This window comes from Blautia sp. St.27G3 (assembly GCF_059728505.1).
The window spans coordinates 752,258-776,218 of sequence record NZ_BAAGFO010000001.1 but is presented as its reverse complement, the minus strand read 5'-3'; the positions used below and the strand labels follow the sequence as shown (position 1 = coordinate 776,218).

At 45.8% G+C, this 23,961-nt stretch carries 22 protein-coding genes; 21 read left to right on the top strand and 1 reads right to left on the bottom strand.

Annotated elements, in window-relative coordinates; translation table 11 throughout:
- Window positions 1-41: 41 nt before the first annotated feature.
- The 14 genes from AC6I2O_RS03590 (at window position 42) to AC6I2O_RS03525 (ending at window position 14,805) form a co-directional block, all read left to right on the top strand.
- Entirely contained in the window at window positions 42-212 is a 171-nt protein-coding gene (locus tag AC6I2O_RS03590) for a hypothetical protein (RefSeq protein ID WP_497741828.1), read from the top strand.
- 215 nt (window positions 213-427) lie between these two features.
- The gene (locus AC6I2O_RS03585; protein ID WP_497741827.1) at window positions 428-2,485 is read left to right on the top strand and encodes a M28 family peptidase; all 2,058 of its coding nucleotides are present in this window, start codon (window positions 428-430) and stop codon (window positions 2,483-2,485) included.
- A 17-nt stretch (window positions 2,486-2,502) separates the two neighbouring features.
- The gene (locus AC6I2O_RS03580; RefSeq protein WP_120392664.1) at window positions 2,503-3,300 is read left to right on the top strand and encodes a transporter substrate-binding domain-containing protein; all 798 of its coding nucleotides are present in this window, start codon (window positions 2,503-2,505) and stop codon (window positions 3,298-3,300) included.
- 11 nt (window positions 3,301-3,311) lie between these two features.
- A complete protein-coding gene (locus AC6I2O_RS03575; RefSeq protein WP_497741826.1) occupies window positions 3,312-6,365 on the top strand; it encodes a mechanosensitive ion channel domain-containing protein in 3,054 nt (1,017 codons plus the stop codon).
- Between the two features lie 46 nt (window positions 6,366-6,411).
- The gene (locus AC6I2O_RS03570; protein WP_497741825.1) at window positions 6,412-7,221 is read left to right on the top strand and encodes an SH3 domain-containing protein; all 810 of its coding nucleotides are present in this window, start codon (window positions 6,412-6,414) and stop codon (window positions 7,219-7,221) included.
- Between the two features lie 84 nt (window positions 7,222-7,305).
- Window positions 7,306-8,760 carry an ATP-binding cassette domain-containing protein gene (locus AC6I2O_RS03565; RefSeq protein ID WP_497741824.1) on the top strand — a complete coding sequence of 485 codons (1,455 nt, stop codon included), beginning with the start codon at window positions 7,306-7,308 and terminating at the stop codon, window positions 8,758-8,760.
- On the top strand, window positions 8,753-9,715 hold the full coding sequence (locus AC6I2O_RS03560; protein WP_120392667.1) for an ABC transporter permease: 963 nt from the start codon (window positions 8,753-8,755) through the stop codon (window positions 9,713-9,715). Before AC6I2O_RS03565 ends, AC6I2O_RS03560 begins: the two co-directional genes overlap by 8 nt.
- Before the next feature lie 103 nt (window positions 9,716-9,818).
- On the top strand, window positions 9,819-10,463 hold the full coding sequence (locus tag AC6I2O_RS03555; protein WP_497741823.1) for a nitroreductase family protein: 645 nt from the start codon (window positions 9,819-9,821) through the stop codon (window positions 10,461-10,463).
- Between the two features lie 115 nt (window positions 10,464-10,578).
- Entirely contained in the window at window positions 10,579-11,433 is an 855-nt protein-coding gene (locus tag AC6I2O_RS03550) for an AraC family transcriptional regulator (RefSeq protein WP_497741822.1), read from the top strand.
- A gap of 252 nt (window positions 11,434-11,685) precedes the next feature.
- On the top strand, window positions 11,686-12,003 hold the full coding sequence (locus AC6I2O_RS03545) for a pyridoxamine 5'-phosphate oxidase family protein (RefSeq protein WP_497742488.1): 318 nt from the start codon (window positions 11,686-11,688) through the stop codon (window positions 12,001-12,003).
- A gap of 36 nt (window positions 12,004-12,039) precedes the next feature.
- Entirely contained in the window at window positions 12,040-12,696 is a 657-nt protein-coding gene (locus AC6I2O_RS03540; protein WP_497741821.1) for a Crp/Fnr family transcriptional regulator, read from the top strand.
- A 134-nt stretch (window positions 12,697-12,830) separates the two neighbouring features.
- Entirely contained in the window at window positions 12,831-13,028 is a 198-nt protein-coding gene (locus tag AC6I2O_RS03535; protein WP_120392671.1) for a ferredoxin-thioredoxin reductase catalytic domain-containing protein, read from the top strand.
- Between the two features lie 56 nt (window positions 13,029-13,084).
- A complete protein-coding gene (trxA, locus tag AC6I2O_RS03530; protein ID WP_120392672.1) occupies window positions 13,085-13,399 on the top strand; it encodes a thioredoxin in 315 nt (104 codons plus the stop codon).
- Window positions 13,400-13,512: 113 nt separating this feature from the next.
- Window positions 13,513-14,805, top strand: coding sequence for a transglutaminase domain-containing protein (locus tag AC6I2O_RS03525; RefSeq protein ID WP_120392673.1), 1,293 nt, complete (start codon window positions 13,513-13,515; stop codon window positions 14,803-14,805).
- Window positions 14,806-14,844: 39 nt separating this feature from the next.
- Here the strand turns inward: AC6I2O_RS03525 and AC6I2O_RS03520 are convergent, their stop codons facing one another.
- Window positions 14,845-15,576: a Crp/Fnr family transcriptional regulator gene (locus AC6I2O_RS03520; RefSeq protein ID WP_120392674.1), complete on the bottom strand. Its 732-nt coding sequence runs from the start codon at window positions 15,574-15,576 to the stop codon at window positions 14,845-14,847.
- 134 nt (window positions 15,577-15,710) lie between these two features.
- Here AC6I2O_RS03520 and AC6I2O_RS03515 point away from each other — a divergent pair, with 134 nt between their 5' ends.
- The 7 genes from AC6I2O_RS03515 (at window position 15,711) to AC6I2O_RS03485 (ending at window position 23,922) form a co-directional block, all read left to right on the top strand.
- Window positions 15,711-17,261, top strand: a complete 1,551-nt coding sequence (locus AC6I2O_RS03515; protein ID WP_497741818.1) for a YjjI family glycine radical enzyme — start codon at window positions 15,711-15,713, stop codon at window positions 17,259-17,261.
- Complete coding sequence (locus AC6I2O_RS03510; protein WP_497741817.1) at window positions 17,258-18,160, top strand: YjjW family glycine radical enzyme activase; 903 nt, start codon at window positions 17,258-17,260, stop codon at window positions 18,158-18,160. Before AC6I2O_RS03515 ends, AC6I2O_RS03510 begins: the two co-directional genes overlap by 4 nt.
- A 75-nt stretch (window positions 18,161-18,235) precedes the next feature.
- A complete protein-coding gene (locus AC6I2O_RS03505) occupies window positions 18,236-19,180 on the top strand; it encodes a nucleoside hydrolase (protein WP_120392675.1) in 945 nt (314 codons plus the stop codon).
- 60 nt (window positions 19,181-19,240) lie between these two features.
- Window positions 19,241-20,272, top strand: coding sequence for a BMP family lipoprotein (locus AC6I2O_RS03500; RefSeq protein ID WP_120392676.1), 1,032 nt, complete (start codon window positions 19,241-19,243; stop codon window positions 20,270-20,272).
- A gap of 103 nt (window positions 20,273-20,375) precedes the next feature.
- A complete protein-coding gene (locus AC6I2O_RS03495; protein WP_497741815.1) occupies window positions 20,376-21,938 on the top strand; it encodes an ABC transporter ATP-binding protein in 1,563 nt (520 codons plus the stop codon).
- Entirely contained in the window at window positions 21,939-23,012 is a 1,074-nt protein-coding gene (locus AC6I2O_RS03490) for an ABC transporter permease (protein WP_120392677.1), read from the top strand.
- Window positions 23,005-23,922 carry an ABC transporter permease gene (locus tag AC6I2O_RS03485; RefSeq protein ID WP_497741814.1) on the top strand — a complete coding sequence of 306 codons (918 nt, stop codon included), beginning with the start codon at window positions 23,005-23,007 and terminating at the stop codon, window positions 23,920-23,922. Before AC6I2O_RS03490 ends, AC6I2O_RS03485 begins: the two co-directional genes overlap by 8 nt.
- The last annotated feature ends 39 nt before the right edge of the window (window positions 23,923-23,961 follow it).

Sequence of the window (23,961 nt, the reverse complement as noted above, 5' to 3'; positions counted from 1 at the left end):
ATGCAAAATTCTGGGAATTTACAAAGTGGGAGTTGCATTTTATGGCGTCTAAATGTGATAATGTATTGACAGACAGACAGACAGACAGACAGACAGACAGACAGACAGACAGACAGACAGACAGACAGACAGACAGACAGACAGACAGACAGACAGACAGACAGACAGACAGACAGACAGACAGACAGACAGACAGACAGACAGACAGATGAAATAACTATACCTTTTTATAAGAATAGAAACGGGCAGGGCATACTCTGCCCTCAGAATAATTTCTGAGGGAGGAGTGTGCCCTTTTTGTGCAAGAAAGCGGCCAAATATGAAGCTTAAGGATACGTTTCATATTTGACCGCTCCTGTATGTCAGATGAAAATTACATTCATTTAAACCAGAGAAATAGCAATTCCAAGAAGAAAGGAGAGGTGGTATGAACAAAAGACACCGGCTAAAGAGATACGGAAAGAGTTTTGCAATTTTGCTGACCACTACAATGGCGGTTCATTTTGTGGCTGTGGAAACCGTAACATCTGAAGCTCAAGAAGAATTGACGCCGGAAGCCTATCAACAGACACTAATGGAACTGACAGCCGATATTCGCTGGGCAGGTACGCAAGAGGAGCAGGAAACAGCGGTGCAGATTGCGGAGCGGCTGCAGGAGTATGGGCTGGAGGTTTGGCAGCAGAAATTTCCGTTTGTGGAGCAGGCAAAAGGAAAACAGAACAGCAGGGAGTCTTCTAATGTAATTGCAGTAAAGCGGGCAAATAAAAAACCGAACGGAGATATTTTGATTGTATCTGCGCACTATGATTCGAAAGAATGCACGGTTGGAGCTAATGACAATGCGTCCGGAGAAGCCATGCTTTTGGAGTTGGCCAGAGTGATGAAGGATGTGGATAGCGATACGGAAATTCGTTTTGTCTCATTTTCAGCAGAGGAAGAGGGGCTATGCGGTTCTTCCTGTTATGTGGACAGTCTTCCGCAGGAAGAGCGGGGACATATTATAGGAGACATCCAGATTGATATGATCGGGCATTATAGAAGCAGTGAGGCTATGGTAATGACTGCATTTGGAAGAGAAGAACTGGTTGGGAACATGCTGGTAGAGGCTTCCGCGCAGATTGGTGAAGCAAAATGGAGGACCGGACGGGAAGCAGCCAGTGATCATGCTTCATTTTCTTTTGCAGGTATTCCGGCAGTATTGGTGCAGCAGGGGCCTGGTGTTGATGCTGAGAATCACAAATTTATTGATAATAATGATGTCGTAGATCCGGAAAAAGCTGTTGCGACGGGCAGGGTTATCGAGAGCGTACTTCGTACAATCGCGTCGGAGGAAACAGCATCTTTACTCCCGGAAGCAAAAAGGCTGACAAGCGCGGATAATGCGGTTCCAATCAGACCGGACACACCGATCTTGTTCGGAGTGGTCAAGCCCGAGGTAGATGTAAAGATCGGAGCCGGAGGTACTTTTGAAAAAGCGGATGAGAGCGAGTATGGATATCAGCAGGAACATTATCTTATGGAAACGAAATGGTTTGACTGGGAACCACTGATAACGGATTTTGTTTTTCGAAAAGAAGATGAACTTTTCCTGGACCGTGTGTTTATTCGGACAGCGAAGCTTGGTTTGACTGATGAAGAGCTTGGGGAGAAGTTGACAGAAGCAGTTGGCGAAGCACAGACGTATGACGGTGGAAGTAAACTATGGGGAAGCAGTTTAATGACAGAAAATCCATCTCTTCGTCAGTATATGATCACTGAAGCTGACGGGGAGCAGGCTATTGAGGTGATTTCTTTTATTCATTCAAATGTGGGAGAAGATATCCAGAGCTATGCGTTTGACAAGCCGGTACAGGAATATAAAGATATGGCGGACAAAGCAGATATGGCGTTGCTGGAAACGATCCATAAGGTTATCCCGGAAGATGACCCGTATGTGAAACATATTATTTCTTGGACAGACGGCTATAGTTACATACTTGGGTCCTGTACGGCAGATGACATGAAGAAATCAGACAGTTTTTCCATAAGGATTGACAAAAATGATTTCTTTGATAAAGAAGGAACGATCATAAATGAAGGCAAATTCCTTGTAACTGCAGTCCATGAATACGGACACGCGCTTACGTTAAATGCGGGGCAGATAGAGGTATCAGAAATCACAGATACTTCTCATTATAATGAGATCAGTCTTTATAAAGAAGACTCTTATATGAAGGCTTTTTATGACAAATTCTACGCAGACGGTAAGCAGAGAGATTTTTATGAATATCCGGAAGATTATGTCAGTAATTATGCAGGAACAGCCGGAATGTTTGAGGACATCGCAGAATGCTTCATGCAGTTTGTGATAGGCGGCAAACCGGAGGGCGAAAGCCTGGCAGCAGATAAAATTAAATTTTTCTACAGTTATCCTGAAATGGTGGAACTGCGCAATTATATCCGTTGCAATTTCGGGTACCCGACAGAAATAAATCATAATAAATAAGAAACGGAACAGAGAATATGAAGAGAAAAAACATTTTACAAACATTGTCAATGTTTATGACAGTAATGTTCCTGTCTGGAAGTACATCGGTCTATGCGGCCGAAAATACTCTGACCGTAGGTGTCAGAGGCGATATTATGAATTTCGGTTACTACAACGAGACAACCGGAAAATTTTATGGCATGGAAATTGATTTGGCATATGAGCTGGCTGAAAGACTTGGATATGAAAAGGTTAAATTTCAGGAAGTACAGCCGGATAATCGAAAAGATATGCTGCAAAACGGAGCGGTTGATTGCCTGATCGCAGCGTATTCCATTACGGATACACGCGTTGAAAATTTTGATTTTTCGCCGGCCTATTATACGGATAGTACAATGCTCATGGTGGAAAAATCCACTATGATAGAAAAAGTCCAGGATTTGAAGGGGAAGACCATAGGCATACTGACAGGAGTGAATGCCGGACCGATTCTTGCCGGCAAATTGTATGATATGGGATTCACTGGCGACATTGTTGCCAAAGAAGATAACGTGTATATCGAGTATGAGAATCTCACAATTGTTCAGATGGAGTCTTATGCGGAAGTCAGTACAGCTCTCGAAGAGGGAACTATTGACGCTGCATGTTTGGATCGTGTGATTGCCAAAATGTACTGGGACGATGACAGAAGATTCCTTCCATTTGATCTTGCTGAGCAGAGCTATGGCGTGGCGACACAGAAGAATTCGGAACTGAGCGAAAAGATGGGAGCAGCAGTTCAGGAACTTTTGGATGACGGTACAATTGAAGCATTGATTGATAAATGGGATTAAGGAGGAAAACTGTGTCTAAGCGTTTAAAGAGAAAAAGTATTGCGATGATCCTGGTAGAACTTCTTTTTGTAGCCATTCTGGGAGTAGTTCTATATCAGATGCAGGTCAAGATATCCGCAAATGATCAGGCAGTCGAATTACAGAAAAAGATGGAACCCTTGCGTGACACTGTTGCAGAAGCAAAGAAGGAGGCAGAAGAACATACCGGATCGTATGACTCCATGTATCAGGCTAAGGCAGCCAGTCTGGCTTATATGATTCAGAAAAAGGTGGATTCTAAGCAAACGACGGATACACTGCTACAGAAATACAAAGATCTGTTGCATGTTACAAATGCACTTGTTTTGGATAAAGAAGGAACCGTGGTTGCAAAGGCAGAAAAAAGCGATGCAGACTTTACGTATGCACGCTACAACCAGTTGCGCACAGTATTTTCAACACATGAAACATCCGAACCATTCGAGGTAGAACGGGAAGGCAAGACCTACCGATATTACGGGGCAGTGATTGATGAAAACACAATGGCTGTAATCGAACAGGACCCAGCGGAATTGAAAGTCCTTCTTTCAGATACGGTGACGTGGAAAAGCATGCTCCGCAATGTGAGCGTTGGTTCAACGGGCTATGCATTCGCACTTTCTGCAAAGGATTATACATTCCTGTACCATCCAGAAGATGATCTTGTTGGACAGGACGCACTGGATGCGGGAATTCAGGTAGAGGCGCTGGAAGACGGAAACCGGACGTGGATGGAGATTTACGGGGAGCGTTATCTCTGCGGGGTTGCAAATCTGGACGATGCTTATGTGATTTGTGCGCTTCCGGCACAGGAAATCAGGGATTCTTGTAATATCACGGTTCTGGTAGTACTTTGCGTATTTTTTGCAGTGATCACCCTGGTCGTAACATACGCTATTTTTATCCTGAAAGATCAGGAAGGACAAGCAGATGCTTCCGGGAATACATATGCCAGACTTGGCAAATTTTATTTTAATAGGGCAGTAAGCGCGAAACTGGGAGCAATGATTGCGGCAGGACTCATTTGTGTATTTGTAAGTTCTCTGTATATGCAGGAGTTGTTCTCGCTGTCGGGGAAATCCATAAGCAACAGCCAGAATATCGAAGGACTGCAGGCAACGATCAGCAAATATGAAGAAAACGTAAAAATGCTGGAAGAGCAATATGATACCAGATACCTGAACAAGTGTCGTACAGCAGCGCATATTCTTACCCAGAAACCAGAATTCAGAAACCGGGATGAGCTGGCCAGGATAAGCAATGTGCTTGATGTAGAGTTTATCAGCTTTTTTGATGCGACAGGAACCATTATAGCAACAAACTCTTATTATAATAATTTCCGGTTAAGTCAGAATAAGGAAGACCAGTCCTATGAATTTAATAAACTTCTAGCAGGCGGTGAGTATCTGATTCAAGAAGCGCAGATGGATGATGCATTGGGAGAGTATAATCAATATATTGGTGTGGCCATACGAAATGATGAGGGTATGACAGAAGGCTTTGTACAGATCTGCGTCAATCCGGAGAAGCTAGAACATGCGCTGGAGAAGCTTCAGATTGCTTCAGTACTGGACGGTGTACAGATTGGGGCGAGGGGATTTGCTTTTGCCATCAATAAAGATGAGCACACCTTTGCTTATTATCCGGATGAGAGATTTATCGGCAGAAATGTTGCGGAATATGGTATCAGAGAGAACCAGATCCATGGCGGATTCAGTGACTATCTGACAATTGGTTCCGGGCGTTATTTTGCAAACTGCCTGGAGACAGACCAGTATTATGTATATGCGTGTGTTCCCAAAAATGAAATAGCTTCAAACAAGGTCGCGATTGCGCTTTTCTCCACAGCGGTCAGCTTCATATGCCTACTGATCATTGCAGCACTTCTTTGTATCAACAGAGGCACGGAAAGTGCTGAACCGAGCAGGGAAAAGCAGCCAGGAAGTATGATTAATGTGACGATGCCGGATGGAAAGAAAAAGAAAACAATGGATGTGTCCAGCAGATGGTCCAATGTGGCTTTGCACTGGGCTGAAAAGACACCGGAGCAGAAGATGACCTCTGTATTGAAAGGGCTGCTGGCGGTTTATGCGTTGCTGATCTGTTTTGCCTACATATTCCAAATGCAATCATCCGGCAATACATCCATGTTTGCGTATATCATTAACGGTGGATGGGAGCGCGGCTTAAATGTATTTGCAGTTACCGGATGTATTTTTGTGATCTGTATTGTGATTACGCTGACGATCTGTATACAAGAAATTCTCCGTGTGCTTTCAAATATATCGAGTGCACAGGGAGAAACCGTTTTCCGGCTGATCAGCAGTTTCGTAAAATATGCGTCTGTTGTTGCTCTTCTGTATTACTGTTTTGCTTTGCTTGGCGTTGATACGGGTACGCTCCTTGCATCAGCTGGGCTGCTTGGTCTGATGATCAGTCTGGGGGCACAGAAGCTAGTATCGGATATTTTGGCTGGTCTGTTTATCATTTTTGAAGGCGAGTTCCGCGTAGGTGATATTGTTACCATTGGCGACTGGAGAGGAACTGTGGTGGAGATTGGAATACGGACTACAAAAATAGAAGAAGCTGGCGGCAACATCAAAGTAATCAACAACAGTGCAATCAGCGGCGTGATTAACATGACGAGGCAATATTCGTTTGCAGCGTGCGATTTTGGCATTGAGTACGGAGAATCTCTTGAAAGAGTAGAGTATATTCTGAAAGAGGAGTTGCCACGCATGAGAGAACGTCTGCCGGCAATTATGAACGGTCCTTTTTATAAGGGAGTTTCTGCGCTTGGCGATAACAGTGTAAATATTAAAATCGTGGCCCAGTGTGCAGAGGGAGACCGCATTCAGCTGATGCGCGATTTGAACAGAGAAGTAAAACTGCTGTTTGATAAATACGAGATCAATATTCCATTTCCACAGGTAGTACTTAACCAACCTGCTGAATTTAAAAAGGCCACAGAGTGGCAGAAAATGCAGGCAGATAAATTCACTGAGGAACAAAAAGAACTGGCTAAAAAGCTGGAGGATGAACAGTAACGATTGCAGGAATAAAAAAATATATTTTAGATGGAGGATAAATACTATGAACAAAAGAATTATGGCAGGAATTATGACAGGTGTAATGTTTTCAGTTGCCGGACAAACAGTGGCATTTGCCATGCCGGGTGATATCAAGGAAGCGGTAATGGAATCCGGTTATAACGCGTATGACCATACAAATTCGTACGCGAATTACAGTGATTCGGATCTGATTTCCATTCAGGGTTATTATGTGGCAACTGCACAGGCAATGATCAGACAGTCACCGTTTGGAGAAATATATGGCAGTGTGACACCGGGACAGGAATATTATGTTGTCGGGGAATGTGCGGATTGCATGTGGTACAAGATTTCAGGCGATGTTTCCGGATACGTATATGCAGCCTATCTGGTGCCAAAGAGTGATTATTTTGTACCGGCTATAAATACAGAGCAGACATGGAATGTGCGAGACCTGAACATGAAAATGACAGTTACGAATACATCTGCTGTTCATGTGCGCAGAGCACCGTCTGTAACGGGCGAAATTATAACAGCTCTTTCAGAAGGGGAAGAAGTACATGTAACAGGAAATGTATTGAATACAGAGTGGTATGAGTGTAAGTATAATGGTGAGACCGCGTATATCTGTGACGACTACCTTACACCGGAGCTTCCGCAGACGATGGCCTGTACTGCAAAAAAACTGAATGTGCGTGCAGCAGCGGATGGAAACAGTCCAGTCATCGGTACACTGAACCACGGAGATAAAGAAAGAATTAGTGCAGACGAAAACGGCTGGCTTCGTTTTTCACTTCCAGATGGAAGAATCGGATACGTGAGTGACGAGTATATGGCTGTTGTTGACCAGTAAAAGAATTGTTCGTACCCTGAAAGCTGTCACATGGTTGTTATTCCAATGTGGCAGCTTTGGCTTTTTCACAATGGAGGATAAAAGATGGAGGAGAAAAAGAAAGAGATAGGAAAAATTGTGCGGGCAATTGTTTTTTCAGATAAAGATGCGCCTGAAGAATATGTTTTGGAAGAAAAGCTGCGCATTCCGGTAGGTGGGGAATTTGTGGAGATTTTTTCGGACGGGAAAGACTGGCGGGTTGACAGAACAGGGTTTCAAGGAGAGATATGGATCAATGGGAAAACGTATACGGATGAAAAATCTGTTCTGAGCGTTCGGGAGAGGGAGATTTTGCAGTTGAAAAATCATGTGGTTACAGATCTTGTTTTGGAACAGATGGAATCTGCAGATCTTCAGTGGAAAAGGATGCCCCTTTCAGAATGTTTTCCAATTATCCGTATCAGAAAGGCCGGAGAGAAAGGTGAACAGGCTGAGGCTGATGCAGAAGCCCAGATCAGTGAGGATGATGTCCATGAAGCGGTTATTCGTCTTGAGGAAAAAGAGTGGAGGCTTAGTAGCGTTCATACGGTCAGGGGAATTTTTGTGAATGGTGAACGCGTATTTGATTCACGCACCCTGAGGAAGATGGATGTGATATGTGCAGGAGATACGTTGTTTTTCTTTAACGGGGAAGCGTTGTTTTACAGTCATACCGTGCTTCGTGGAAACAATCTTTCGATACATATTGAGGAAAGATCTGTCAAAAGCTTTTTTAAAAAGCATATTCTTTTACAGGATATTAACTTGACCATAGAGCCTGGCAACATGGTTCTTATTCTTGGGGGGTCCGGAGCAGGAAAGACAACATTTGTGAATGCAGTTACCGGATATGAGAAAGCAAAAGCACAGATTCTTCAGAGTGGTGTAGATGTATACGAGAATTATGATGTGTTGAAACACTCCATTGGATTTGTCCCTCAGCAGGATCTGCTCCGGGAAGACGATACGGTCAAAATGACACTTGAAAATGCGGCAGAGATGAGACTTTCCAAAAAGTATTCCGGGGAAGAACGGAACGTCCGTGTACAGACTGTACTAGAAATGTTCGGACTTTCCGTACAACAGAATGAGCTTGTGCGAAAACTTTCAGGCGGACAGCGTAAAAGGCTTTCCATCTGTGTAGAATTTATCTCTGATCCGAAGCTGTTTTTCCTGGATGAGCCCGACTCAGGACTTGACGGTGTTATGGCCCGAGACTTAATGGAGAATTTAAGGGAAATTGCAAATGAAAATAAAATTGTGCTTGTGATTACCCACACTCCGGACCGCGTCATTGACTTGTTTGATCAGGTGATTGTTTTGGCAAAAGGGACACAGGATCATATAGGGCATCTTGCTTTTTTTGGCGCTGTAGAAGAGGCGCGCAAGTTCTTCAGCAAGGAAACAATGGAGGAAATTGTTTTGGCAGTAAATGGCACAAATGAGGGCGGCGAAGGGTGCGCGGATGAATTTATCGAAAAGTTCAAAGCGATAAATCCGGAGGAAAGAGGAAATGTTTAGATCAAAAGATGAAAGGTATGCAGGATATTTGGAACAGACTCGCGTTTATTTAGGGAAACTGTTCCGCATTTTCGTATATGAAAAAGACTGGAAAGTCCTTCCGATGGCAGGAATTATTGCAGCTATGGTAGCGTATGTGGTAGGACAAAATATGTTTGTAAATATGGAAGGCACTAAAATTGGTTCTCTGGCGTTTGTCTGCGTCTGCATATGGAATGGATTTTTTAATTCGATTCAGGTGGTTTGTAGAGAACGTTCTGTTATTAAACGGGAACACAGATCAGGAATGAGTATTTTTTCATATCTTTCCGCACATGTTATTTATCAGTCAATGATCTGTGCGTTACAAGTAGGAATTTCTCTGGCGGTTTATGTGTTGATGAACGTGAAATTTCCGACAGAAGGGGTTGTCACGGGTAACTTTTTGGCCGATATTTTTATAACACTTTTTCTGATTACATTTGCAGCAGATATGATGGCGCTTATGGTATCCTGTATTGTACATTCCACAACAACTGCGATGACCGTTATGCCTTTTTTGCTGATTGTTCAGCTGGTATTTGCAGGCGTTGCTTTTCCTCTTCATGGTTTGCCGGATGCCATTTCAAATGCAGCCATCAGTAAGTGGGGGATTTATGCGGTATGTACAGAGAGCAATTACAACAATCTGCCTACATCTATGCTGAAAAAAAGCTGGATGCTGATCAAAAACAGCGAGTATATACAGGCTTTACAGGAATTGAAAGGCCTGTCAGACGATGAAAGTTTATCTGAGGTGGAAGAAGAAATTTATCAGGATATTATACATACAGTGCAGAAAAGTCTTCAGGTGAAGGAATATGAAACAAACGAAAAGAATGTCTTGAAAGAATGGGGGATTTTACTGGCATTTGCATTACTGTATGCCATCATAGGCATGGTGGCGTTAGCATTTGTAGACAGGGACCAACGTTAAAAAAAGCGACAAGGGTCTGATGCAGGACAATGAGGTTTCTGAGTTTGAAAATAATAGCTATCAATTTTTGCTATAGTTTGATAAACTAAACGAAGTATTCGAATTGGAACAGATTATTCTGGACGCAAAGAATAAAAAGGAGGCAGATATCACGATGATAAAGGAAATCGCTACTCGCAGAAGTATACGTAAATATAAGCAGGATGAAATACCGGAAGCAATCATCAGACAGATGATACAGGCAGCTGCTCTGGCGCCGTCCGGGAAGAACAGGCAGCCATGGAAATTTTTGATTTATGAGAAAGAGGCAAAAGCAGAGCTCCTTGCGGGGATGGAAAAGGGCATTTTTCGCGAGACAGAAGGAGAGGCGTTGCTTCCAGAGTCTGTTTACGGTTTGTCGGATGCAAAAAATACGCTGCGGATTATGCGGGAAGCGCCGGTTGTTGTGGTGGTAATGAATCCGGGAGGGAGTTCGCCGTTTGAGCCGCTTACCAATGATGAGCGTATGAAGGAAATCGTGGATTCTCTTTCTGCTGGGGCTGCGATTCAAAACATGCTTTTGGAGGCAGAACATTTGGGGATTGGAACGCTGTGGATTGCCAATACATGTTTTGCGTACCCGGAATTGATGGAGATTCTAAACGAAAAAGGGCAGCTGTTAGGAGCGGTTGCACTGGGCTATGCAAATGAAGCGCCGGGGCCGCGTCCAAGAAAGAAGCTGGAAGAGATTATAGAATATCGCTGCTGATATGAGCGAGAAAGAATGTCAGGGAAGTATTCTGTACGGACAAAAATGAGCAGGAATGGTCGGGCAGTCTTATGGAAAGCAGGATATACTGAAACAGCAGAAGGGAGGAAGTGCTGTGGATTGGGCAGGAACGATAGAAAGAGCGCTTGTTTATATGGAGGATCATATCACGGAGGAACTGACCGTAGGCAGGATTGCCGGGGAAGTAAATATATCCGCATTTTACTTCCAAAAAGGCTTTGCCATGCTGTGCGGGTATACGATCGGTGAATATATTCGGATGAGACGGCTTTCACTGGCTGGCAGTGAATTGCTCGCGTCGGACAGCAAAGTGATTGACGTGGCTCTTAAATATGGTTACGATTCCCCGGACAGCTTTACGAAAGCGTTTACCCGGTTCCATGGAAGCACACCGACTGATGTGCGGCGTGGCGGTGCGTCGGTGAAATCATTTGCGCCGCTGCATATCAATCTTTCATTAGACGGAGGTACAGTGATGGAGTACAGAATTGAAAACAAACCTGCATTAAAAGTGATGGGCATATCCAGAATGTTTTCTTATGAGGCAGCTAATTCCGATATCCCGAAATACTGGAATGAAGTATATGTGTGTGCAGAAGAGAAACCGGTCATGGGCACGTATGGGATTTGCTTTGATGAAGAGATGAGCGGAAATCAGTTCCGCTACATGATTGCGGACGACTGGAACGAGGCAGAGGCGGCCGGGAAGGAGCTGGAAGTGTATGAAATTCCGGCACATAAGTGGGCGATTTTTCCGTGTCGCGGGGCTATGCCGCTGCCGCTGCAGGAGGTGAACCGCAGAATCTTTGCGGAATGGCTGCCGGCAAACCGATATGAAATTGCAGAAGGGTACAATATTGAATATTACAGCAACCCGGCAGATTTCAAGGGCGGGACACAAGATCCTGAGTATTATGCAGAGGTTTGGATTCCGGTAAAGGAAAAATAAAACAGAATAGGAATGATAAAACGTCTGACAGGGAGGCGCGTGCCTTCTGCCAGGCGTTTTATATTGCGAAAACGTTGATACGAGATAAAATTTTACCGTCAACATATAATTTTACACACGTTTTGTTTCCACTTATGCTATACTGAAAACTGAAAAATTGGAAACTGATTTAGCGGGGCAGATATATAAAGCAGGGATATGATAGGGACAGAGGAGCATCAAAAGGAATTTTAACAGGAGGATGAGGGGAAGATCTATTTCCATTGTGCCAGAGAGGGCCATAAAATAGACGCGATCAGGCGCTGTGAAAAAGTATCCTTTACGGTATGGAATGAAGGTGTTCAAAAAGACGGAGACTGGGCGTATGATGTAATAAGCGTGGTTGTGATGGGCAGGGCAGAGCTTGTGAGCGACAGTTCCGTTGCGTTTGGGAAAGTCAGAGAGCTGGCTTTGAAATATTATCCGACTGCGTGTGAGGCAGAAGAAGAGGTGGCCAGATCAGCAGGCCGCGTGCAGGTTATTGCAGTCGCCATGGATCACATGACCGGAAAACTTGTGCATGAAAAATAATTTTAACTTACAGATGTGAAAGGATAGGGATGACAGATGGCATCGGACGTTTTTTTGAATCTCCCGTTTTGGGAGCGACTGAGTGAAATGGAAAAAGAGTATACGACGCGCAATGCGTCTGTTCGTCATTATGAAAAAGACAGTCTTCTTTATGGCAGCGGTGGCGTCTGTCTTGGAATGGCCTGTGTATTGAAGGGAAAGATACGGGTCAGCCTTCTTTCGGAAGAAGGCCGTGAGATTACGCTGTTTCGTCTTGAGAAAGGAGATTCCTGCGTGCTTTCTGCATCGTGTGTGATCAGTCAGATCACGTTTGATACACAGATGACCGTGGAGGAGGACTGCGATTTGCTGGTTGTCAATTCCGGTGCGTTCGGGCGTCTGTCAGAACAGAATATTTATGTGAAATGTTTTATGTATGAACAGATGGCGGAGCGGTTTTCTTCTGTTATGTGGACCATGCAGCAGATTTTATTTGCCAGGATGGACCAGCGTCTTGCCGGTTTTTTGCTCCAGGAATATGACCGAACGGGAAACATGAAAATCCATATGACCCAGGAGCAGATCGCATTGCAGATCAATTCTGCCAGGGAAGTTGTGGCGAGGACGCTCAAGCGGTTTATTGCGGATGGTTTGGTTGAGGTCGGACGGGGTGTGATCATTTTACGGGATACTGAAAAGTTAAGGGAGATATAGAAAACAGAGGTCTTAGACAATGTTTCGAGAAAAAAATAGGTAAAATGAGACCTGGTTACGGTGCGTGTTTTCCTCTTCTGTTAAAATAAGCACATAAAACAGCAAAAGAAATTTAATCTGGGAGGTGGAGATAGATGAAAATTACATTAAATCCCGATGCGGAGATTGTCCGGGTGGTAAAAGAAGGGCTGAAGGAGACGGGCGGGTACTGTCCGTGCCGGATGGAGCGAAAAGAGGAGTATAAATGTATGTGCGAAGAGTTTAAGGCACAGATGAAAGACCCTGATTTTGAGGGATATTGCCACTGTATGCTTTACCATGTAAGCCGATAAATATTTTTTTAATAGGTATATTTTTTATAGAAGAAAAGACAGAGGAGGACATAAAAATGGCTGAACTGAAAATCACAAAAAATAACTTTGAGGCGGAAGTAATCAAATCAGATATCCCGGTATTAATTGATTTCTGGGCTACCTGGTGCGGTCCGTGTCGGATGCTGGCGCCTGTAGTGGAGGAGATTGCCGAGGAATATGATGGACGCGTAAAGGTAGGCAAGGTAAACGTGGATGAGGAGCCTGAACTGGCAGCTGCATTCCGGGTTGCAAGCATTCCGACTGTTGTTGTTCTGAAGGGCGGTAAGGTGGTACAGACATCCATTGGTTACAAAACAAAGGCGCAGATCGCCGGAATGTTGGAAAATTGACAATTCATGGGTTTCGAGCTCCCGTTCTCTTGCTTTTGTGAAAAAATAGGTTTATAATTCAAAGAATAGAAAACAGGCGGAAGTATTTCGCAAAAGCAGAAAGAGGGAGAGAGATGAAGCAGTATTTACAATGGAAAAAGTGGTTATTTGTCATTATTTTTTGCTTGGCAGGCAGTATCGGGCTTTCGCAGAATATGCTGGTCTCAAGGGCCGCAAATACGATCACCCTGGGAAAATGCCAGAGCGCAGGAACGACGGTGCTTTTGGTGCCGGCAGAAATTTCCTGTACGGAGAACGGGACGTATGAACTCTACCGGGCTACGAAGAATCCTGCGAGCGGAGGCAAGTATACTTTGCTGGACAGCTTTGCAGCGTATGGCGCATCGTGGAGCAATGAAGGCAACGGATGGCACAGGAGCGGACAAAAGCGAGCGGTAGAGGTGTATTCTTTTGAGCAAAGCCCGTCTTTTAACGGTTCTGTAGTCTTTCAGGACAGACAGGCAAAGCTGGGAAAGACTTATTATTACCAGCTTGTATTCCGGTCATCCTACAGTGACGAAGAGGTCAGCTCTAATATGGTATCCGGTAAGACAGCGATTGGAACACCGGAGATTGTAAAATGCTACGGCGCATCGAACACTTCTGTTAAGGTGGCGTGGACGCGTGTAGATAAAGCGACTGGTTATCTCGTTTACCGGAAAAACGGAAAAAAATGGACCAAGGTTGCGACGATTAAAAAAGGCAGCACGGTTACATGGACAAACAAGAAACTGAAATCCGGAAAAACCTATGAGTACCGGGTGAGGGCTTACTGCAAAACAGGCGGAAAGACGTATTACAGCAGTTACAGTCCGACCAGCAAAGCTTCTCTGAAAAAACTGACCGTAAAGGGCAGCTACAAAAAAGGCAGTGTATACGGCCCGTCACTTTCGACCGGAAAGCTTACGGAAGTGCGCAGAGTTGTGCAGGGATTCAAAGATAATTATATCCGCAAAGGCATGAGTGATTATGAAAAAGTATGGGCTGCGTTTTGCTTCATCCGGGCGAACTGTGGATATGCGCGCCGCGGCTGGCAGTACAATGGAGCCAATACAGCCTGGGGAGCCTTGGTTTACGGGGAAGCACAGTGTTCCGGCTTTGCGAGAGGTATGAAGGCGCTCTGTGATGCAATTGGCATTGACTGTCGGTATGTGCACGCAGATTCGAAAGCTTCCAATCCGAGCCATCAGTGGAATCAGGTAAAAATCGGAGGGAAATGGTATATCATTGACCCGCAGAGCGGATTTTTCCTTGTCGGAACCGATACATGGCGGAATGTGATGAGAATGTCCTGGAGTACGAAAGGACTTCCGAAATGTAGCAAAAAAGATCATGCCAGAGGCGGTTTCACTTACAGTATTACGTAAATAAATGTGGCAAATATCGAGACAAATCAGCGGACGATGTCAGGAATCGTCCGCTGTTCCATTTTGTAATTCTTTTTGCAGCGCAGCAGTGATTTTACCGTACTGTTCCTGTGTGATCAGGATTTTTCCTTTCCTGGTGGAAATCAGTCCTTCCTCGTACATTGCGTCGAGCTTCCGGTAAAGTGTGCGCAGACTGATATTGAGCGTTTGCGCCAGTTCCTCTTTTTTCATAGGAAGAAGATATGGAAAAGCCTTTCCATCAGAACATTCAAGCAGTTTTAAAAGAATATTGCATCTTGCATTATTTAAAATTAGACCGTCGTTTTGAAGCAAAATCCGGTAAACAAATTTTGAAAGTATTTGTAGGGAAATCTGGAGCGCATCTATGCTGGTATTCAGTTCCTTCAGATAGTGATTTACCGGGATTTTCAGGCAGGTACAGGAGGTGATACAGCGGACAGAGACTTCATGCTGGTACAGGGGAAGCGGATGGACTGCCTCGAAAAGCCCGAAAAATTCGACCGGGCTGATGTTTTCTGAGATCAGAAGCCGGCCCTGAATGTTGTATTTTTCTGTACAGCAGAGTCCATCCACAAGAATACAAATACAGTAAATCGGATTCTGACATTGTATCAGCATAGTACCGGCCGGAAAGTGTTCAAAGTGCAGGTGCTCTTTTTGAAGAAGGCTGTCAAATTCCGGATCATATTTATAATTTTCATAAGAATCAGAGACGATTCGCTTTAATATTTTGGAGAAATTTGATGTCATGGAAAATCCTTTCTGAAAAACTGCCATTTGTCATTTTTTTGACTGCAAAATCATGTTACCATCTATCAGAGTATAAATCAATAAGAGATTGATTTTTCATAAAAAAGGACTGCAAAATGAAACAGGATATCTGTATGGCATACTGCAGAACATCAGGAAAGGAGCATCCGAATATGCTGAATATTACAGATATGAAAAAGGATGTTGAGAGTATTATTACCAATACGGCGCTTACGAATGAACAGGCAGCCATGAACCTGTCGGCAGTGCCGTTTAATTATGTGGAATTTTTTGAGACGAGCAGTGCATTTCGGGAACTTTTGGAGGCCGGTTGTGTCTGCACGATGACAGAGGGGAATGCGACGTACTGTCCCCGTTATACGTTGCCGGATTATGAAAAGCTGATGCGGGAGGGGTGCCGATTCCTTCGGCTTGATCCGCCGAAGACACTGTTTGAGGCCACACAGACGCTCGAAATGTTTTACCGGCATATTCCGTCTGTTACGCATTATCCGGTGTATCTCGGTTCAGTAGATAAAATGTTGGAGCCGTTTATGGATGATCCGTATGCGTATGAGATACTGAAAAGTTTTCTGATTTTTCTGGATCGTACCATTCCAGATTCGTACTGCCATATGAATCTCGGGCCGGAAGCGACAAAGGCCGGAGAAATGATCGTGGAGATTCAGACAGAACTGAAAAATGCCATTCCGTCGATCACACTTCTGTATGATCCGGATATCACACCGGACGATTTTGCCGCGAAATGCGTCACGTGCGCGCTTGCATGTGCGAAACCAAGCTTTGCCAATCACAAGGCGTATCAGAAGATTTACCGTACACCATACGGGATTGCAAGCTGTTACAATGCACTTCCGATCGGGGGAGGTTCGCTTACTTTATCGCGTATTGTGCTGAGCCGCCTTGCCGTGCGTGCAAAAGACAGTGAGCATTTTCTGAACGATCTTCTGCCGCATACGGTGCGTGTGCTGTGTGAATACATAGAACAGAAAATCCGATTCCTTGTGGAACGGACCCATTTCTTTACATCAAACTTCCTTGTAGAAGAGGGTTTTTTGAAGCTTGAGAATTTTACCGGAATGTTTGGCGTTGTGGGAATGAATGAGTGTGTCAATACGCTCATGGAAAAAGAGGGCTGCGGTGACCGCTATGGGTACAGCGAGAAGGCAGACCGTCTGGCACAGGAGATTATGGAAAAAATGACACAGTGTGTCATGAACTTTGAAAGCAAATACTGTGACTGTACGGATCATCATTTTACCATACATGCGCAGGTTGGAATTGATGTGGATTATGATATCAGTCCGGGAGTGAGAATCCGGATCGGGGACGAGCTGCCACTGTATGAGCATTTGGAGCACTGTGCGAAGATGCAGCCGTATTTCAATTCCGGTGTCGGTGACATCTTTCCGTTTGATGAAACGGCAAAACGCAATCCGGCAGCAGTGGTTGACCTCATCAAGGGTGCTTTTTCAAAGGGGATGCGGTATTTTTCTACGTACTCTGATGACTGTGACGTAATTCGGATCACAGGATATCTTGTGAAAAAATCAGATATCGAAAAGCTGGACAAGGGAATCCGTGTGCAGCAGGCCAACGCTATGTGGGGCTACGGGGAAGTAAAGAACGCCCGTATTTACGAAAGGAAGGTACGAAACCTTTGACGTTAAACACAGACAAAGGTATGCAGCGGACGGAAATGGCAGAACGACCGAAGGTTTTGCGAGCTGCGGTCAATAAAATTCTTCATCACAGTGTGGTAGATGGACCGGGGAACCGGGCTGCCGTATTTTTTCAGGGGTGTAATTTCCATTGTGCCTACTGCCACAATCCGGAGACGATTGCAATGTGCACATCGTGCGGTCACTGTGTGGAGGTTTGTCCTGCCGGAGCGCTGACGCTTCAAAACGGAAAGGTGAGATGGCAGCAGGAACTTTGCTGTGAATGCGACCGATGCATTCACGAATGTGCGCATCTGGCTTCGCCTCGCACGAAGGATTACACAGCAGGGGAGATCATGGAGGAAATCAGAAAAGATCTTCCGTTCATCCGGGGACTTACGGTTTCCGGCGGAGAGTGCTCAATGCAGAGGGATTTTGTGGTAGAGTTGTTCCGGCTTGCAAAGGCAGAGGGGCTTTCCACCTTAATGGATAGCAATGGTTCTTATGATTATTCAAAGGATGAGGAACTTCTGGCAGTCTGTGACGGTGTGATGCTTGATATCAAGGCTTTTGATGAGGAGGAACATAAAAAGCTGACTGGACAGAGCCGGGAAATGGTGCTGAAAAACGCTGTTTATCTGGCAGGCTGCGGAAAGCTGGAGGAGATCAGGACCGTTGTTGTTCCTGAGTTTCTGTCTGGTGAAGAGACAGTGGAAAAAGTTGGACAAATGCTGGAACCGTACTTGAAGGAACAGAAGATACGTTATAAAATAATTGCATATCGGCCATTTGGCGTACGTGTTCCATACAAAGAGACACTTCGCAGTCCGTCCGCGGAGGAATTGGAGCGCTGCAAAGAGATTGCAAAGTCATATGGATTTTCTGAGGTGGTGGTGATCTAGTGCGCGAAGACAGACAAAAGCAGCCAGGATCAGAATATTGTATAGACATGCAAAGAAAATGCGAGAGGTGAGAATATGATAAAACTGTTGATTGACTGTGATACCGGTGTTGATGATTCGATTGCTTTGTTATTTGCACTGCATCGTAAGGATGTAGAGGTCATGGGGATTTCGACAAGCATCGGGAATGTGACTGCGGCACAGGCGGCGGATAATACAATGAGGGTATTGAAGCTTGCAGGAAAAGAAGGGCAGGTTCCGGTATGTGTCGGAGCAGAAAAGCCGATGGTGGGGACGTGTGAGGATTTTCCGGACTTTATTCATGGGAAAAACGGACTTGGAGAAATCGAACTTCCGGAATCTTCCCAGAAACCGGTGGATATGGACGTATGTGATTTCCTGTATGAAAAGGCGTGTGAGGCGGATGGAGAAGCTGTTTTGGTCACGCTTGGCAGGATGACAAATATCGCGCATACCCTTCAGAAATATCCGGATTTTCCTGCAAAAATAAAACGTGTGGTATCAATGGGAGGAACCGTAAACGGGCCGGGCAATGTGGCGCCTATGGTTGAGGCGAATATCGGCGGAGATCCGGAAGCGGCAGATCTTGTCTTGATGGCTCCATGGCAGGTGACGATGGTAGGGCTTGATGTTACATTAAAGACGGTTATGCACATGGAGGATGTGAAAATGGCCCGCGGCTATTGTCGTGAGGAGTGCAGGCCGGTGCTTGATTTTATGATGCAGGAGTTGCAGCATTATATGAAAGGTGCAAGGATGCAGAACTGGATGCGTGAGTGCTGTCCGCTGCATGATCCTCTGGCGATGATCGTAGCGGTAGATCCGAGCGTTGTTCTGACACAGAAACGCATTACACGCGTTGAGACGGGCGGTACCTACTGCCGGGGAATGTTTGTCACAGATCTGCGCGAGCAGCCGATAGAAGGACGTTTTGTCGAGCATTGCATGCAGGTGGATGAGAGAAAGGCATTGAACGAACTTTTTGCCGTGTTTAACTGAAACCCGGATGATAAAATAGATTATCATAACAACACAAAAGAAAGCGAGGAAAAGAAAAAAATGAAACGGAACGGAACATTACGGCTGGCGGTAACGGCAGCAGCACTGTCACTCACAGTTACAGCATTTGGACAGGCACAGACAGCAGAAGCGGCAGATGCAAAGGTAGCAGCTATTTTTGGTATCGGCGGTCTCGGCGACCAGTCCTACAATGACCTTGTATACGCAGGTCTGGAACAGGCGAAGGAAGAGCTTGGCGTGGAATTTGACTATGCTGAGCCGAAGGAAGTAACTGATTTTGAAGTAATTATGCGTGACATGAGCGATTCCGGAGAGTATGATACGATCCTTTGCATCGCATTTGACCAGCTGGATGCCCTGTCAAAAGTAGCTCCGGATTATCCGGATCAGCAGTATGCACTGATCGATGCAACGCTGGAGATGGACAATGTAGTTAGCTACAGCTGTAAAGAGCATGAGGGCTCTTTCCTGGTAGGCGCACTTGCAGCTCTGATGAAGCAGGATGCGGCAGCTTACGGCCTGGAGGAAAACCACAACTACGGTTTCGTAGGCGCTATGGAAAATGATACCATCAATAAGTTTGCAGCAGGATATCAGGCAGGTATCAAATATTTTGATGACGCAGCAGAAGTTCAGATTCAGTTTGTAGGCGGAGACAATCCGTTCGGCGATACGACAACTGCAAAAGAAATCGCAGCAAGCCAGTTTTCCAAGGGCTGTGATATTGTTTACCATGCAGCAGGCGGTTCAGGACTCGGCGTATTTGCAGCAGCAGAAGAGAACGATTTTATCGCAATCGGCGTAAACTCCAATCAGAATATCATTGATCCGGATCATATCGTTGCCAGCATGCTGAAGCGTGTGGACACAGCAGCATTTGATATCGTAGAGAGCACATTAAACGGCAATCTTGCAGTTGGTACTGAGAAGGTGCTCGGTCTGTCTGACGAAGGCATCGGCTATACACTCGAAGGCAGCAACATCAAGGTTTCCGATGAGATCGTTGCACAGCTTGAAGAACTGAAGGCACAGATCATCGACGGTACGATTGAGGTTCCGGCTACTCTGTAATTTGTCCGGGCCGGACATAGAGAAAAGAAAACGATGCATCATTGGGGGGATGGCGTTTTTAGACAAGAATGACCGGTCAGATTGTAAAGGAGATGTCCAAGTATTGTTATGGAAGGCATCTCCTTCTTGTTATTATGAAATCAGAAATACAATCCGGGAGGTAGAGCGCGTGTATGCGGTTGAAATGAGAGGAATCACGAAGCGGTTTGGCAGCTTTACAGCAAACGACCACATCGACTTCTGTGTGGAAAAGGGAGAAATTCACTGTCTGCTGGGTGAAAACGGAGCCGGAAAAACGACGCTGATGAATATACTGTTTGGCCTGTATCATGCGGATGAAGGCGAACTCATCATTGACGGTAAATCAGTGACGAAGCACTCTGCAAGGAACGCGTTTCTGTGCGGGCTTGGAATGGTTCATCAGCATTTTATGCTGGTAGACGCTCTGTCGATCTGGGAAAATGTGATCATCGGAAACGAGCCGGGAAGATTTTCCATTGACAGAAAAGAAAGCATCCGTCAGGTGCAGGCAATTGCGGACAGCTATAATTTTGATTTAAACGTGGAAGAGAAGGTGTCGGAACTTTCCGTGGGTATGAAGCAGCGTGTGGAGATTTTGAAGACGTTGTACCGCGGGGCGGAAACCATTATTCTGGATGAGCCGACAGCCGTGCTGACGCCCCAGGAGGTGGATCAGTTACTTGCTATTTTCCGCGATATGAAAAAGCAGGGTAAGACGATTATTTTTATTACACATAAACTGAACGAAACAAAGGCGGTATCAGATCACGTGACAGTTCTTCGGGCAGGGAAATCCGTACATACCGTACAGACAGCGGACGTGACCGTAAATGAACTGGCAGGTATGATGGTAGGTCATGAGGTCAGCTTTGAACTGGAGCGCGCAGCGAACGAGCCTGGAGAGGTCGTATTGTCCCTTCAGAACGTGCGGTTGCTTCCGAACGCCCAGAATACCGTTTCCCTTGATGTGCGGGCCGGTGAGATTGTCGGTATTGCAGGCGTTGAGGGGAATGGACAGAAGCAGCTCGAGGAAATGCTGCTTGGACTTTTAAAATGCAAAGAAGGGAAAATTTCGCTGTACGGTGAGGATATCAGCAGCTGGCCTACGAGAAAACGTGTGGAAAAGGGAATCAGCTATATCCCTTCCGACCGGTATCAGCGTGCAATCCTTCCAGGATTTTCGATTCTGGATAATTACCTGCTGGGCAACCAGTTTAACGAACGTTATGTACCGCACGGCATGATTGATTATCACGTTCTGGAGGAGCGGGCGGAGGAACTGATGAAGGCCTACGATGTCCGCGCAGTGGATGAAAAGCAGAGCATCGGTTCACTTTCAGGCGGCAACCAGCAGAAAATGGTTCTGAGCCGTGAAGCATCGAAAGATGCCGGCTTTGTGCTGGCATGCCAGCCGATTCGCGGCCTCGATATCGGGGCAATTCAGTATATTCGGGAGATTCTTTTGAAGCTGCGTCAGCAGGGGAAGGCAATTCTGTTGATTTCAGCGGAGCTGACGGACATTTTTCAGCTCAGTGACAGAATTGCGGTTCTTTACAAAGGAGAACTCATGGATATGAGGAAGAACGAAGCATTCACAACACAGTCGATCGGCCTTTTGATGGCAGGGCAGAAGGAGGAGGCATAAATGAGCAGAGAGAAAAAAGCGGGCTCTGGCAGATGGACTTCGGGGCTTCAGAATATCTGGCTTTCGGTCATTGCCATCCTTTTGTCGCTTGTGATCACGTCCATTATCATGGCAGCTTCCGGCAACAATCTGGCAGAGGCATATTCTGCACTTTTTAAAGGCGCTTTCGGCAGCCGGAATGCGATTGCGAATACGCTTGCCAAAACCGTTCCGCTGATTTTTGTCGGAATGGCCTGCGCTTTTTCAAACAAGGGCGGTATTTTTAATATCGGTTGTGAAGGGCAGCTCTACAGCGGAGCGCTTGCTGCGGCTGTTGCGGCAATCTTTCTTCAGGGGGCGCCGCGCATCCTTGTGATTCCGGCTGCATTTGTTGCAGGAATGGCAGCTGGAATGCTGGTCGGCGGACTGAACGGGTTTCTGAAAGCAAAGCTGCAGATCAACGAGGTGCTTGTCGCGATTATGCTGAACTACATTATGCGTTATCTGACGAGCTATTTCGTACACGGTCCGTTGAAAGATCCGGAGGCAAGTGTCGCGCAGACGGTAGCAATGGATGACACCTATATGCTGACAAAGCTTGTTCCGAAAACGCAGTTGACAACAGCGCTGCTGCTTGCGCTTGTGATTGCAGTTTTGCTGCATTTCTTTTTTCTGAAAACGCGGACGGGCTTTAACATCCGCGCGGTCGGTGAAAATCGTCTGGCAGCTCAGGCATCCGGCATCGCGATGTCGTCCACGATTGTGCTGACCATGGCGGTAAGCGGCGCTCTGGCAGCCTTGACGGGCGTGACAGAGGTGCTCGGTAAAACCGGAAAATTTGTGGATGGATTTTCTCCGGGCTATGGTTTTACCGGAATTGCGGTTGCTGTTCTGGGGCGCAACAATCCGGCGGGCGTTCTTTTAAGTGCGCTGCTCTTTGGTATCATGGAATCGGGTGCGATGAAGATGAGTTATGTGGCGGGTGTGTCTACCAGCATGATTAAGGTAATGCAGGGCCTTGTGATTCTGTTTGTGGCGACTCCGAATCTGGTAAGTTTTTTAAGACGGCGAAAGGGGGAGCGAAAAGGTGAATAATTTACAGCATTTGTTTTCCATGCATATGGTGCTTTCAACGCTCCGTCTGGCGATTCCTTTGACGCTTGCCTCAATCGGAAGCGTAATCTGTGAGCGGAGCGGAATCATTAATCTGGGAATTGAGGGTATGATGCTCTCTGGTGCATTTGGTGCAGTGTTTGGCACCCATATATCCGGCTCTCCCTGGATTGGTATGCTTGTGGCAATTCTTGTGGGCGGCCTGTTTGGACTGATTCATGCGCTTCTGTGTATCCGCTACCGAACTAATCAGGCAGTCAGCGGAGTCGGAATTAATATTTTTGCATCGGGTATCACGATTGTGCTCTGTCAGGTTGTGTGGAACAAAGAGGGGTTAAGCGGCGAGGTTACAGCCATACCGAACGTGACGGTTCCTGGACTCAGTCAGATTCCGGTGCTTGGCAAATTGTTTGAGAAACAGTCTCCGTACTTTTTTATCACGCTTGTGATTGTTGCGGTTTCGTGGTACGTGATGTATCGGACAAAAGTCGGCCTGCGGTTGCGCACGATCGGCGATAATTCAAAAGCGGCTGCAACGGCCGGAGTCAATGTGACGCGTTACCGTTACGTATCTGTGATTGTCTGCGGCATGCTGTGCGGGCTGGCCGGTTCGTTCCTGTCCATTGTACAGAGCAACCTGTTTGTCAAGGATATGGTGGCAGGGCGCGGTTACATCGCTTTGGCGGCGACGATTTTTGGCGGCTGGAATCCGTTTGGTTCGTTCCTGGCCAGTTTGTTGTTCGCCTTTTCACAGGCGCTTCGTATCAATATCGAACTGGATATTCCGGAGCAGTTTTTACAGATGCTTCCGTATTTGCTGACTATGGTGGTGCTGATCATTGCCGGACGTAAAGTGAAAGGCCCGCAGGAGTCGGGAGATATCAGGGACTGACAGATAGTTACATGATTTTTTATAGGAGAAGATACGGAA